This window comes from Streptomyces sp. NRRL F-6492 (assembly GCF_001280125.1).
Taxonomy (GTDB): Bacteria; Actinomycetota; Actinomycetes; order Streptomycetales; family Streptomycetaceae; genus Streptomyces.
Genome location: NZ_LGEG01000226.1, coordinates 1 through 12,735 on the forward strand (window position 1 = coordinate 1; position 12,735 = coordinate 12,735).

Consider the following 12,735-nt stretch of genomic DNA (forward strand, 5'->3'; position numbering starts at 1 on the left):
GGCGCGGCGGGGCGGGGGGTGATGGGGGTGTTGTGGTTCATGCCGGGGGTCTTCCGCTTCCGAAGGCTCCCCTAACCCCTGTTACACGCTCGTCGACAATTGGGGACAAGCTCGCCCTAAAGTACGTGCGTTCGAGTGCCGATGAGGCACCTCCCCCTCGTGAACGCGGCCGTGAACGCGACGGCGACCGCGCACGCGACGGCGGGGGCCGCGGGCCGGAGCCCGCGACCCCCGCCGGGTCCGGTCGCCGTCACTCCGCCGCGCGGTCGCACTCCTGCGCGCGCAGGGCCCGCGCCAGGTCGTCGCGGGCCTCCAGGACCAGGCGCCGCAGGGCCGGCGCGGCCGACTCGTGCGCCGACAGCCAGGCGTCCGTGGCGGCCAGCGTCGCCGCGTCGTCCTGGAGCCCCGGGAACAGGCCCCGGACCACGTCCATGCCGATCTGGATCGACCGCTCGGCCCACAGGCGCTCGATCGCCGCGAAGTACTTCTCCGCGTACGGGGCGATCAGTTCGCGCTGCGAGGGCTGCGCGAAGCCCGCGATCGTCGCCTCGACCAGCGCGTTCGACAGGGCGTCCGACTCGACGACCTGCGCCCAGGCCTGCGCCTTGACCGCCGCCGAGGGGCGCGAGGCGAGCAGCCGCACCTGGTGGCGCTTGCCCGTCGCCGTGTCGTCCCGGGCCAGCTCCTCGCCGATCCGGGCCTCGTCCGCGCGCCCGTGCGCGGCGAGCGGCGAAAGGAGCGCCCAGCGCAGCTCCTGGTCGACGTCCAGGCCGTCGATCCGGGCCGTGCCGTCGAGCAGCTCCTCCAGGAGCCGGAGGTCGGCGTCCGAGGAGGCCGTCGCCGCGAAGAACCGCGCCCAGGTCAGCTGGTGCTCGCTGCCCGGCTCCGCCGCCCGCAGCTCGCGCAGCCCGCCCTCGGCGAGCAGCCGGCCGCCCTCCGCGCGCCACCCCGGCGCCGCGTACAGGGTGACGGCCGACTTCGTCCAGGCGTGCACCATCTGGAGGACGCCGATCTCCGTCTCGCGGCCCGCGAAGGCCAGGACGACGGCGACGAAGTCCCGGGCGGGCACGAGCCCGTCGCGGGTCAGGTTCCACAGCGCCGACCAGCACAGCGCGCGGGCCAGCGGGTCGGTGACGTCGCCCAGGTGCTTGCGCAGGGTGACGAGGGAGCCCTCGTCGAAGCGCATCTTGCAGTAGGTGAGGTCGTCGTCGTTGACGAGCACCAGGTCGGGCCGCTCCTCGCCCGCGAGCCCGGCCACGACCGTGCGGGCGCCGGTGACGTCCGCCTCGGCCCGCGCGTACCGCGCGAGCGAGCCGTCCGCCCCGAGCCGGTAGAGGCCCACGGCCGTCCGGTGCGGACGGAGCTCGTCGCCCTCCTGGAGGACGGCGAGCTCGGTGATCCGGCCCTCGGCGTCGTAGGTGACGTCCGGCGCCAGGACGTTCACGCCCGAGGTCTGGAGCCAGGACTTCGCCCACCCCTTCATGTCGCGCCCGGAGGTCTCCTCCAGGATCGCGAGCAGGTCGCCCAGGCGCGTGTTGCCGTAGGCGTGGCGCTTGAAGTAGCGGCGCGCGCCCTCCAGGAACGCGTCCCGCCCGGCGTACGCCACGAGCTGCTTCAGGACCGACGCGCCCTTGGCGTACGTGATGCCGTCGAAGTTCAGCTTGGCGTCCTCCAGGTCACGGATGTCGGCCGTGATCGGGTGGGTGGACGGCAGCTGGTCGGCGCGGTACGCCCAGGACTTGCGGTTGTTGGCGAAGGTCACCCAGCTGTGGGTGAAGCGGGTCGCCTCGGCGTTCACGAAGGACCCCATGAAGTCCGCGAAGGACTCCTTCAGCCACAGGTCGTCCCACCACACCATGGTGACCAGGTCGCCGAACCACATGTGCGCCATCTCGTGCAGGATGACGTTGGCCCGCGCCTCGTACGAGGCCTGCGTGACCTTGCCCCGGAAGACGTACTCCTCGCGGAAGGTCACCATGCCCGGGTTCTCCATCGCGCCGAGGTTGTACTCGGGGACGAAGGCCTGGTCGTACTTCCCGAAGGGGTACGGGTAGTCGAAGTTGTCGTGGAAGAAGTCGAAGCCCTGCTTGGTGATCAGGAAGACGTCGTCCGCGTCGAAGTGCTTCGCAAGGCCCTTGCGGCACATCGCCCCGAGCGGGATCTCCAGGTCCCCGCGCCGGTAGGTGTCGGTCACGTAGTGGTACGGACCGGCGACCACGCAGGTGATGTACGTGGAGATCGGCGCCGTCTCGGCGAACCGCCACACCCCCTCCGCGTCCCGCTCCCCGGCGCCGTTCGACCAGACCGTCCACTCCTCCGGCGCGGTCACCGAGAAGCGGTACGGGGCCTTCAGGTCGGGCTGCTCGAAGTTCGCGTACACCCGGCGGGCGTCGGCCGGCTCGTACTGCGTGTAGAGGTAGACCTCGCCGTCCTCCGGGTCGACGAAGCGGTGCATGCCCTCGCCGGTCCGGCTGTAGGCGCACTGCGCGTCCACGACCAGGGTGTTCTCGTCCTCCAGGCCGTCGAGCGCGACCCGCGCGCCGTCGAAGACCTCCGCCGGGTCCAGGGAGCGCCCGTTCAGGGTGACCGCGTTCACCGAGGGGGCGATCAGGTCCGCGAAGGTGCTCGTGCCCGCTCCCGTACGGCGGAAGCGGATCGTCGTCACCGAACGGAAGGTGCGCACCGCCTCGTCGGACTCGCCGACCGCCGAGCGCAGGTCGAGGGCGACCTCGTACCCGTCGACGGACAGCAGCGCGGCCCGCTCGTGGGCCTCGTCGCGGGACAGATTCTCACCGGGCACGGTCACTCCTTCGTGGCGCGTTCGAAACAGCACCGATCCTCCCATGTGCCCCTGTCGCCCGGCACACGGGAATGCCCTTCCGGGTCCGTGGCGTTCTCCCCTCGGCGCACCACCTTCCTTTCCCGCGGCCGTACCGAGGAGTGACATGTCCGAGAGCAGGACCACCGCAGACTTCTACTTCGACCCGCTGTGCCCCTGGGCCTGGATGACCTCCCGCTGGATCCTCGAAGTGGAGAAGGTGCGCCCGGTCGACGTGCGCTGGAAGGTGATGAGCCTGGCGGTGCTCAACGAGGACCGGATCGACGAGCTCCCGGAGGAGTACCAGGAGATGCTGCGGACCAAGGCCTGGGGCCCGGTCCGCGTGGTGATCGCGGCCCAGCAGCTGCACGGCGACGAGGTCGTCGGCAAGCTCTACACCGCGCTCGGCACCCGCTTCCACAACAACGGCGAGGGCCCGACCCGCGAGGCGATCGCCGGGGCCCTGAAGGACGTCGGCCTGCCCGAGGACCTCGTGGAGTACGCCGACAAGGACACCTACGACACCGAGCTGCGCGCCTCCCACAAGGAGGGCATCGACAAGGTGGGCCAGGACGTCGGCACCCCGGTCGTCTCGGTGCCGGGCCCCGACGGCGACGAGGTCGCCTTCTTCGGTCCCGTGGTCACCCCGACCCCGCGCGGCGAGGCGGCGGCCCGGCTGTGGGACGGCACGCTGCTCGTGGCGTCGACGCCGGGCTTCTACGAGATCAAGCGCACCCGGACGGCGGCGCCGAGCTTCGAGTAGTCACCGCCCCGCAGCTGCGGAAGAACCCCCGCGATTCACGTCATCGCGGGGGTTCTTCCTCATTCCGCCCGCACGTGAAGGTTGAGAAGACGATCACGAGTGGGACGACGGGGGGCCGCTGCGGGCCCGGTGCCTCAGAAGGAGATCAGCGGGACCGAGGCCTTGGCGGCGTGGTAGCGCTTGCTCACGTCCTGCCAGTTGACGACCTGCCACATGGCCTCGATGAAGTCGACCTTCTGGTTCTTGTACTGGAGGTAGAAGGCGTGCTCCCAGGCGTCGAACACCAGGACCGGGACCGAGCCCTGGCCGACGTTGCCCTGGTGGTCGTAGACCTGCTCGACGATGAGGCGGCCGCTGATCGGCTCGTAGGCGAGGACGCCCCAGCCGGAGCCCTGGGTGGTCGCGGAGGCCTTGGTCAGCTGGGCCTTGAACTTCGCGAAGGAGCCGAAGGACTCGGTGATCGCGTCCGCGAGGTCGCCGACGCCGTCGGCGGCCAGCGGCTCGCCGCCGCCGCCCTCCTTCGGGCTGTTCATGTTGTTCCAGTAGATGGAGTGGAGGATGTGGCCCGAGAGGTGGAACGCGAGGTTCTTCTCCAGCCCGTTGACGGACCCCCACTGGTCCTTGTCGCGGGCTTCCTCCAGCTGCTCCAGGGTGTCGTTCGCGCCCTTGACGTAAGCCGCGTGGTGCTTGTCGTGGTGCAGCTCGATGATCTGCGGATTGATCACCGGCTCCAGCGCCGCGTAGTCGTACGGCAGCTCGGGAAGTGTGTAGATCGGCATGTGCCCGGCCCTTCGACTGCTCCTGCTTATTGCAACCTGTATGCAGGTGCAGGCTAACAGTAGGTGCGTCCCGGAGTTGATCAGCCCTTCGTCCTAGGTCCCGTGTCCGCGCATGGAGAAACCCCCGGACCGGGTGCGGTCCGGGGGTTTCCCGTCGGTACGGGGCGCGGTCAGGAAGCGCGGTCCCGTGCCGCCCTCTGGCGTACGAGGCCGATGCCGGCGAGCAGCAGGGTCAGGCCGCCCGTCCAGTACAGCTGCGTGCGGGTGCCCTCCTCACGGGCCATCAGGACGAACACCACCGCCATGCCGGCCAGCGCCACCCACGTCAGGAACGGGAAGGCCCACATCCGCACGACCAGCTTCTCGGGCGCCTCGCGCTCGGTGCGGCGGCGCAGCACCAGCTGGGAGGCGGCGATGAAGAACCAGACGACCAGGATGATCGCGCCGATGGTGTTGAGCAGCCAGACGAAGATGTCGTCCGGCCGCCAGTAGCTCAGCAGCACGCAGCCGAAGCCGAAGACGGAGGAGGCGAGCACGGCCGGGCGCGGGACGCCGCCGGAGGTGCGGCCGAGCGCCTTCGGGCCCTGGCCGCGCGCGACCAGCGAGGAGGCCATGCGGGAGGCGCCGTAGACGTTGGCGTTCATCGCGGAGAGCAGGGCGACGAGCACGACCGCGTTCATGATCTGGCCGGCGGCCGGGATGCCCAGGTGGTCCAGGGTGGCGACGTACGGGCCCTTCTCGACGACCGCCGGGTCGCCCCACGGCACCAGGGTGACGATGACCGCCATGGAGCCGATGTAGAAGAGCGCGATCCGCCACATCGCCGTACGGACGGCCTTGGCGACGCCCTGCACCGGGTGCTCCGACTCGGCCGCCGCGATGGTGACCGTCTCCAGGCCGCCGTACGCGAAGACCGAGGCGAGCAGGCCCACGATCAGACCCTCGGAGCCGTGCGGGAAGAACCCGCCGTCGCCGGTGAGGTTGGCGGTGCCGGGGGCGTCCGAGCCGGGCAGCAGACCGGTGATCGCGAGGACGCCGATGCCCAGGAAGAGGACGATCGCGCCGACCTTGAGCGCGGCGAACCAGAACTCGAACTCGCCGAAGTTCTTCACGGCCGCCAGGTTGGTGACGCAGAAGACCAGCATGAAGAGCGCGACCCAGGCCCACTCGGGGCTGCCGGGGAACCAGCCGGTCATGATCTTCGCCGCGCCGATGCCCTCCAGGCCGACGGCGACGCAGAGCAGGAACCAGAAGGCCCAGCCCGAGGTGAAGCCCGCCCAGGAGCCGAAGGCGCGCTCGGCGTGGACGGAGAAGGAGCCCGAGGCCGGGTTCGCGGCGGACATCTCGCCGAGCATCCGCATCACCAGCATCACGAGGATGCCGGAGAGGGCGTAGGCGACGACGATGGAGGGGCCGGCGGCGGCGATGCCGGCGCCGGAGCCGACGAAGAGGCCTGCGCCGATGACGCCGCCGAGGGCGATCATCGAGAGGTGGCGCTGCTTGAGGCCGTGGGAGAGCCCCTCGGCGGGTGCCGCGCCGTCGTCCTCGCGGTCGACGGGCGCGGGCGCGGTGGTCCGGGACATGGGCCGCCCTGTTCACTGGCTGGGACGGGGGAACGGGCCACAGTCTGGGCGGGCACACCGCTGAGAGGGAACCGATGTCCGCTATACGGGCACGGTCTTCACACAAGGTGAAGATCCGGTTCCGTTTCGTACGCGGCCTCCGCGCGCCTCCCGGCCCCCGCCGCGTCCGGCGTCGTCCCGGCCCTCGGCCCCGCCGCGCCCGGCGTCGTCCCGGCCCTCGGCCCCGCCGCGCCCGGCGCCTTCCCGGCCCTCAGCCCCGCCGCGCCCGCAGCTCCCGCACCCACGCCACCAGCAGCACCGCCCCGGTCGCCGCCGACGACCACAGCACCTGTGGCCGCGCCCCCTCGTCGCACAGCATCAGGACCAGCACCGCGCCCATCGCCGCGAGCGCCACCCACGTCAGCCAGGGGAAGCCCCACATGCGCAGCGTCAGCGTCTCGGGCGCCTCCCGCTCGATCCGGCGCCGCAGCCGCAGCTCCGAGACCGCGATCAGGCCCCACACGAAGAGCAGCACCGCGCCGACCGCGTTGAGCATGTAGAGGAAGACGGAGTCCGGCCACTTCAGATTGAGCAGCACGGAGACGAAGCCGAAGGCCACCGAGGCGAGCACCGCCCGGCGCGGCACCCCTCCGCCCGAGACCCTCAGGAGCCCCTTCGGCGCCTCCCCGCGCTCGGCGAGCGAGAACACCATCCGCGAGGAGCCGTACAGGTTCGCGTTGAGCGCCGAGAGCAGCGCCACGAACACCACCACGTTCATGATCTGGCCCGCCCCCGGCACCCCGATCGCGTCCAGGACCGCCACGTACGGCGACTCGCCCGGCTCCATCGACGTCCACGGCAGCAGGGTCACGATCACCAGCATCGAGCCCACGTAGAAGAGGAGGATCCGCCACACGGCGCTGCGCACCGCCCGCGCCACGTTCCGCGCCGGGTCGTCCGACTCGGCCGCCGCGATCGTGACGACCTCCAGGCCGCCGAAGGCGAAGACGACGGCGAGCACCCCCGACACCACCCCCGACCAGCCGTTCGGCAGGAAACCGCCCTGCCCGGTCAGGTTGGCGAGGCCCACCGGATCGGTGTCCGGGAGCCAGCCGGCGATCGCGAGGACGCCCAGGACCAAAAAGAGGACGATCGCACCGACCTTGAGCGCGGCGAACCAGAACTCGAACTCGCCGAAGTTCTTCACCGCCGCCAGGTTGGCGAGGGTGAACACGACCATGAAGACGAGCACCCAGCCCCACTGCGGGACCCCCGGCACCCAGCCGTGCGCGATCCGGGCCGCGCCCGTCGCCTCCACGGCGAGGACCACGACGAGCAGGAACCAGTACAGCCAGCCCACCGAGAAGCCCGCCCACCGGCCGAGCGCCCGCTCCGCGTGCACCGAGAAGGCGCCCGACGCCGGCATCGCCGCCGACATCTCGCCCAGCATCCGCATCACCAGCATCGCGAGCGCGCCCGCGATCAGGTACGAGAACACGATGGCCGGCCCGGCGACGGCGATGCCGGCCCCCGACCCCACGAAGAGCCCCGCGCCGATCACCCCGCCGAGCCCCAGCATTGTCAGGTGACGCTGCTTCAGGCCGTGGGAGAGGGGCTCCGGTTCGGTGAGCGGAGAGGGCGGCGGGGCGTCGGGCATGGTGAAGGGCTCGTGCTCTCGGGAGATGGCGCTTTATGGAGACTCCACAGTCTCTCCGGTGACCTCCCCCAGGCGCAAAAGGGACGTCTTCCAGCGAGTTGCCAGTGACAAGGGTCACGTGGCGCACGGCATGAAAACCGTCCTTTGTCAGAACTCCATGAAGCGGTCGGCTTCCGCTTTGTCGGCTGCTGACGGTGATCGGGCGCTCACCCCTGGCATAGCGTCAACCTGTCCCTGCACCCTCACCCCCGCGGAGTACCGATGAGCACCGCAGCCGCCCCCGTCCGCTCCCTCCGGCCGGGCATCGTCCTCGCCGACCTGGTCCCGGCGAGTCGCGCCCGCGACATCGCCCTCGTCGTCGGCGGCGCCGCCCTCACCGGCCTCGCCGCGCAGCTCTCGGTCCCGGTCCCCGGCTCCCCGGTCCCGGTCTCCGGCCAGACCTTCGCCGCCCTGCTCGTCGGCACCGCCCTCGGCGCCCGCCGCGCCTTCCTCGCCCTCGCGCTCTACGCGGTGGCCGGCGCGGCCGGCGTGCCCTGGTTCGCCCAGGCCACCTCCGGCTACGGGATGCCGTCCTTCGGCTACGTCCTCGGCATGCTCCTGGCCGCCACCGTCGTCGGCGCCCTCGCCCGCCGCGGCGCCGACCGCTCGGTGCTCCGCACGGCCGGCGCGATGGCCCTCGGCTCCGCGCTCGTCTACGCGGTCGGCGTGCCCTACCTGGCCCTCGCCACCGGCATGACCTTCGGCCAGGCCGTCGCCGCCGGCCTCACCCCGTTCCTCATCGGCGACGCCCTCAAGGCCGCCCTCGCCATGGGCGTCCTCCCGGCCGCCTGGAAGCTCGCCGGCCGCAGGGGCTGAGGCCCGCACGGCACGCGAAAGGGCCCCGGCGCACTCCGCCGGGGCCCTTTCGCACACGCGGTCAGAGCTTCGCGGAGGACTTCCCGATCCGCTCGCGGACCAGCGCGACCGCGATCACGAGGGCGGCCACGAGCAGCGAGAGCACGACCTGCTCCCGGGCGCTGCCGCCGTCGTAGATCATGTAGCCGAGGACGAAGACGATCATGGCGATCGTCGCCCAGGTCAGGTACGGGAAGAGCCACATCCGCACGACCAGCTTCTCCGGCGACTCGCGCAGGATGATGCCGCGCATCCGCAGCTGGGTCACGCAGATGACCAGCCAGACGAAGAGCGCCACCGCGCCGGAGGAGTTCAGCAGGAAGGCGAAGACGGTGTCCGGCCACTTGTAGTTGAAGAAGACCGCGACGAAGCCGAAGACGACCGAGCCGAGGATCGCCGCCCGCGGCACGCCCCGCGCGGTGGTGCGGGCGAAGGCCTTCGGGGCGTCACCGCGCCGCCCGAGCGAGAAGGCCATCCGGGAGGCGGTGTAGAGGCCCGAGTTCAGGCAGGACAGGACGGCCGTCAGGACGATCACGTTCATGATCTGGCCGGCGGCCGGGATGCCGATGGAGTCGAGGGCGGCGACGTACGAGCCCTTCTCGACGATCGACTCGTCGTTCCACGGCAGCAGGGTCAGGACCACGAAGATCGAGCCCAGGTAGAAGACGCCGATCCGCCAGATCACGCTGTTGGTGGCCTTGGTGACCGCGCGCTGCGGGTCCTCCGACTCGCCGGCGGCCAGGGTGACGATCTCGCTGCCCATGAAGGAGAAGACGACCATCAGCACACCGGTGAGGATCGCGCCCGCGCCCATCGGGAGGAAGCCCCCGGCGTCGGTGAGGTGCGCGAACCCGGCGCCCGGGTTGTCCGAGCCGGGCAGCACGCCGAAGACCGCGAGCAGGCCGATGACGACGAAGGCGCCGATGGCGACGACCTTGATGCCGGCGAACCAGAACTCGAACTCGCCGTAGGAGGCGACCGAGGCGAGGTTGGTGGCGGTGAGCACCACCATCACGATGAGCGCCCAGGCCCACTGCGGGACGGCCGGGACCCAGCTCTCCAGGATCACCGCGCCCGCGGTCGCCTCGACGGCGAGCACGACGACCCAGAAGAACCAGTACAGCCAGCCGATGCTGAAGCCGGCCCAGCGGCCGAGGGCCTGGTCCGCGTAGGCGGAGAAGGAGCCGGAGGACGGCCGGGCGGCGGCCATCTCGCCCAGCATGCGCATCACGAAGACGACCATGGTGCCGACGAGCGCGTAGGAGAGCAGGATCGCGGGGCCGGCCGCGGCGATGCCGGAGCCGGAGCCGACGAAGAGGCCGGCGCCGATGACGCCGCCGATCGCGATCATCGAGAGGTGGCGGTTCTTGAGACCGGCCTTGAGACCGTCGGAGGAGTCGGGCGTCCCGGTGGTGCCGGTCGTGCCGTCGTCCTTCGTCAGGGTCGGTTGCGTGTTCATGGACGCTTCCTCGGGTGTGGGGGTCGCTCGGGTCGCGAGCCCGGGCATTTAACCCTGTCGGCGGGGCTGATCGGAAGACCCCGTTCCGGATCGTTGTACGGACGGACGCGCGAGGGTCGAAGGTCCGTACCAGGCCGGACGAAGGTCCCGACCCCGCTGCCCACTACCCCGGCCGGTACGTGCCACACTCGGCACCATGCGCGTCTACCTCGGTTCCGACCACGCCGGCTACGAACTCAAGAACCACCTCGTCGAGTGGCTGAAGGCCCACGGCCACGAGCCCGTCGACTGCGGTCCCCACGTCTACGACGCCCTCGACGACTACCCGCCGTTCTGCCTGCGCGCCGCCGAGAGGACGGCCGCGGACCCGGACGCCCTCGGCATCGTCATCGGCGGCTCCGGCAACGGCGAGCAGATCGCCGCGAACAAGGTGAAGGGGGTGCGCGCCGCCCTCGCCTGGAGCGAGCAGACCGCCGCCCTCGGCCGCGAGCACAACAACGCCAACGTGATCTCCGTCGGCGGCCGGATGCACACGCAGGAAGAGGCGACCAAGTTCGTCGAGATCTTCCTCAGCACCCCGTACTCCGGTGACGAGCGCCACACCCGCCGGATCGACATGCTCACCGCCTACGAGAACACCGGCGAGCTCCCCCCGATCCCGGCCCACCACCCGCAGGAGCCGACCGCCTGATGCCCGAAGGGCACACCATCCACCGGCTGGCCGCCGACCACCGCGAGCGGTTCGGCGGCCGGCCCGTGCGCGTCTCCAGCCCGCAGGGCAAGTTCGCCGACTCGGCCGCCCTGCTCGACGGCACCGTCCTGGAGACCACCGAGGCCCACGGCAAGCACCTCTTCCTGGGCTTCACCGGCCGGGTCTGGATCCACATCCACCTCGGCCTCTTCGGCAAGGTGGCCTTCGGCGACGCCCCCGCGCCGCCGCCCACCGACACGGTGCGGCTGCGCCTCGCGAACCCCGAGTCGTACGTCGACCTGCGCGGCCCCACCACCTGCGCCCTGATCACGGACGCCGAGAAGCGGGCGATACACGACCGGCTCGGCCCCGACCCGCTCCGCGACGGCGACGACCCGGACGGGGCCTGGCGCCGGATCTCGAAGTCCCGCACCACCGTCGCCGCCCTCCTCATGGACCAGAAGGTCGTCGCCGGCGTCGGCAACGTCTACCGCGCCGAGGTCCTCTTCCGGCACGGCATCGACCCGTACCGCGCCGGCAAGGACCTCACGAAGCGGGAGTGGGACGCGATCTGGGCCGACCTGGCGGCGCTGATGCGCGAGGGCGTCCGGCTCAACCGCATCGACACCGTCCGGCCCGAGCACACCCCCGAGGCGATGGGCCGCCCGCCGCGCGTCGACGACCACGGCGGCGAGGTGTACGTCTACCGGCGCGCCCGGATGGCCTGTCACATCTGCGGCACCGACATCCGCACGGCGGACCTGGCCGCCCGCAACCTCTTCTGGTGCCCGGGCTGCCAGACCCGCTGAGGGCACTTCTCTAGAACCCGTGCGGCAGCCACGGCGCGACCGGCGAGCCGAACGCCACCGACGCCTCCACCAGCGCGCCCTCCCGCAGCTCCCGCACCCGCCCGGCCGCCGCCAGCGACGTCAGCGGGACGCCGCCCAGATACGCCGCCCCCAGCTCCCGCACCGAGAGCGACAGGTCCGCCGGGTCCGAGGTCCGCACGCAGACCGCGCCCTTCGCGTCCCCGGTCAGCCGCCAACGCCCCTCGTTCCACGGACAGAACGCGTCCTCGACCTCGAACACCACGTCCACCGGCGTCTGGTACGTCCGCGCCTCCAGGGCCGGGCCCACCTCCACCAGGCGCGCGTGCAACGAGTCCCGCAGGGTCGGCGCGCACCGCCGCACGTCGTCCACCAGGTGCTGCCAGCCGTCGTCCACCGGCCGGCCCTCGACCGTCCGCACCGACGCCGTCAGGTCCACCGAGCAGAGGAACCGCCACAGCGCCGCCTCCGCCGCCGGGTCGAGCCCCATCAGCCCGTGCACGTGCACCGACCCGTCGGCCCCCGTCGCCGACCAGTCCGGCTTGACCGCGTAGTGCGCGAACCCCACGACCTCCCCGTCCCGCTCCGCGAGCACGCACAGCCGGGGCGAGGTCCCGCCCCGCTCGGCCGCGGGGTCGATCAGCGGCAGCCGCTCCCAGCCCGGCCGCCGGGCCAGCATCCCCGGCCGCGCGGACACCAGGCGCGCGTACACCGCCTCGCACGCCGCCGAGGACTCCACGAGGTCCGCCCGGCGCAGCGCCACCGCGTCCGTGCCCTCCGGCACCGCGAGCCGCACCCGGTTCGTGTCGATCACCGCCCGCGTCGAGTACGTCGCGATCCCGTAGCCGAACCGCCCGTAGATCCCCGGCTCCGACGCCGTGAGCACCGCGAGGAACTCGCCCGCCGCCCGCAGGTCGTCCAGCTGCCGCCGCATCATCGCGGTCAGGATCCCGCGCCGCCGGTGCGTCCCCGCCACGCTCACCATGGTCACCCCGGCCGCCGGCACCGACGCCCCGCCCGGAACCGTCAGCCGGAACGAGAACGACCCCGCCGTCCCCACGCACAGCTCACCGTCCCAGGCGCCCAGGGAACGGTCGAACTCGGTCAGGTCCCGCCACAGCCGTCGCTCCTCCGGGGACTCGACCACCCCTCCGAAGGCGAGTTCGAGGACCCCGTACCAGCGGTCCCATTCGATCGGGTCGAGAACCCGCAGCTCAGTAGTCATATGCCAAGTCATATGCCATCGATATCAGCGGCCCGCGCCCGGGGCGACCCGGTTTCGCGC

Annotated in this window: 10 protein-coding genes; 4 read left to right on the forward strand and 6 right to left on the reverse strand. The window is 71.7% G+C overall.

The window, feature by feature from the left end:
- Nucleotides 1-250: 250 nt before the first annotated feature.
- Nucleotides 251-2,800, reverse strand: coding sequence for an aminopeptidase N (gene pepN, locus ADL08_RS21500; protein ID WP_053645436.1), 2,550 nt, complete (start codon nt 2,798-2,800; stop codon nt 251-253).
- 145 nt (nt 2,801-2,945) lie between these two features.
- Here pepN and ADL08_RS21505 point away from each other — a divergent pair, with 145 nt between their 5' ends.
- A complete protein-coding gene (locus ADL08_RS21505; RefSeq protein WP_053645438.1) occupies nt 2,946-3,581 on the forward strand; it encodes a DsbA family protein in 636 nt (211 codons plus the stop codon).
- A gap of 134 nt (nt 3,582-3,715) precedes the next feature.
- Here the strand turns inward: ADL08_RS21505 and ADL08_RS21510 are convergent, their stop codons facing one another.
- The 3 genes from ADL08_RS21510 to ADL08_RS21520 all read right to left on the reverse strand — a co-directional run bounded on the left by ADL08_RS21510 (nt 3,716) and on the right by ADL08_RS21520 (nt 7,579).
- Nucleotides 3,716-4,360: a superoxide dismutase gene (locus ADL08_RS21510; RefSeq protein WP_053645439.1), complete on the reverse strand. Its 645-nt coding sequence runs from the start codon at nt 4,358-4,360 to the stop codon at nt 3,716-3,718.
- 170 nt (nt 4,361-4,530) lie between these two features.
- Nucleotides 4,531-5,943 carry an amino acid permease gene (locus ADL08_RS21515; protein ID WP_053645442.1) on the reverse strand — a complete coding sequence of 471 codons (1,413 nt, stop codon included), beginning with the start codon at nt 5,941-5,943 and terminating at the stop codon, nt 4,531-4,533.
- A gap of 250 nt (nt 5,944-6,193) precedes the next feature.
- Nucleotides 6,194-7,579, reverse strand: a complete 1,386-nt coding sequence (locus ADL08_RS21520) for an amino acid permease (protein WP_053645444.1) — start codon at nt 7,577-7,579, stop codon at nt 6,194-6,196.
- A 261-nt stretch (nt 7,580-7,840) separates the two neighbouring features.
- Here ADL08_RS21520 and ADL08_RS21525 point away from each other — a divergent pair, with 261 nt between their 5' ends.
- Nucleotides 7,841-8,434, forward strand: a complete 594-nt coding sequence (locus ADL08_RS21525) for a biotin transporter BioY (protein WP_053645446.1) — start codon at nt 7,841-7,843, stop codon at nt 8,432-8,434.
- 61 nt (nt 8,435-8,495) lie between these two features.
- Here ADL08_RS21525 and ADL08_RS21530 read toward each other — a convergent pair whose 3' ends face one another.
- A complete protein-coding gene (locus ADL08_RS21530) occupies nt 8,496-9,932 on the reverse strand; it encodes an amino acid permease (protein WP_053645448.1) in 1,437 nt (478 codons plus the stop codon).
- A 196-nt stretch (nt 9,933-10,128) separates the two neighbouring features.
- On the opposite strand from ADL08_RS21530, the gene ADL08_RS21535 reads away from it, so the two are divergent.
- Together ADL08_RS21535 and ADL08_RS21540 are read left to right on the forward strand one after the other, a co-directional pair.
- Nucleotides 10,129-10,623 (forward strand): ribose-5-phosphate isomerase, encoded by a 495-nt coding sequence (locus ADL08_RS21535; protein WP_053645450.1) that lies wholly within the window; start codon nt 10,129-10,131, stop codon nt 10,621-10,623.
- Entirely contained in the window at nt 10,623-11,432 is an 810-nt protein-coding gene (locus tag ADL08_RS21540) for an Fpg/Nei family DNA glycosylase (protein ID WP_053645452.1), read from the forward strand. Before ADL08_RS21535 ends, ADL08_RS21540 begins: the two co-directional genes overlap by 1 nt.
- A 10-nt stretch (nt 11,433-11,442) precedes the next feature.
- Here ADL08_RS21540 and ADL08_RS21545 read toward each other — a convergent pair whose 3' ends face one another.
- The gene (locus ADL08_RS21545; protein WP_053645454.1) at nt 11,443-12,675 is read right to left on the reverse strand and encodes a GNAT family N-acetyltransferase; all 1,233 of its coding nucleotides are present in this window, start codon (nt 12,673-12,675) and stop codon (nt 11,443-11,445) included.
- Nucleotides 12,676-12,735 lie beyond the last annotated feature (60 nt).

What these genes read in the sequence shown, in the direction of transcription:
- ADL08_RS21505 (WP_053645438.1), top strand. Translation starts at nt 2,946, where the DNA reads ATGTCCGAGAGCAGGACCACCGCAGACTTCTACTTCGACCCGCTGTGC.
- ADL08_RS21510 (WP_053645439.1), bottom strand. Translation starts at nt 4,360, where the DNA reads ATGCCGATCTACACACTTCCCGAGCTGCCGTACGACTACGCGGCGCTG.
- ADL08_RS21515 (WP_053645442.1), bottom strand. Translation starts at nt 5,943, where the DNA reads ATGTCCCGGACCACCGCGCCCGCGCCCGTCGACCGCGAGGACGACGGC.
- ADL08_RS21520 (WP_053645444.1), bottom strand. Translation starts at nt 7,579, where the DNA reads ATGCCCGACGCCCCGCCGCCCTCTCCGCTCACCGAACCGGAGCCCCTC.
- ADL08_RS21525 (WP_053645446.1), top strand. Translation starts at nt 7,841, where the DNA reads ATGAGCACCGCAGCCGCCCCCGTCCGCTCCCTCCGGCCGGGCATCGTC.
- ADL08_RS21530 (WP_053645448.1), bottom strand. Translation starts at nt 9,932, where the DNA reads ATGAACACGCAACCGACCCTGACGAAGGACGACGGCACGACCGGCACC.
- ADL08_RS21535 (WP_053645450.1), top strand. Translation starts at nt 10,129, where the DNA reads ATGCGCGTCTACCTCGGTTCCGACCACGCCGGCTACGAACTCAAGAAC.
- ADL08_RS21540 (WP_053645452.1), top strand. Translation starts at nt 10,623, where the DNA reads ATGCCCGAAGGGCACACCATCCACCGGCTGGCCGCCGACCACCGCGAG.
- ADL08_RS21545 (WP_053645454.1), bottom strand. Translation starts at nt 12,675, where the DNA reads ATGACTACTGAGCTGCGGGTTCTCGACCCGATCGAATGGGACCGCTGG.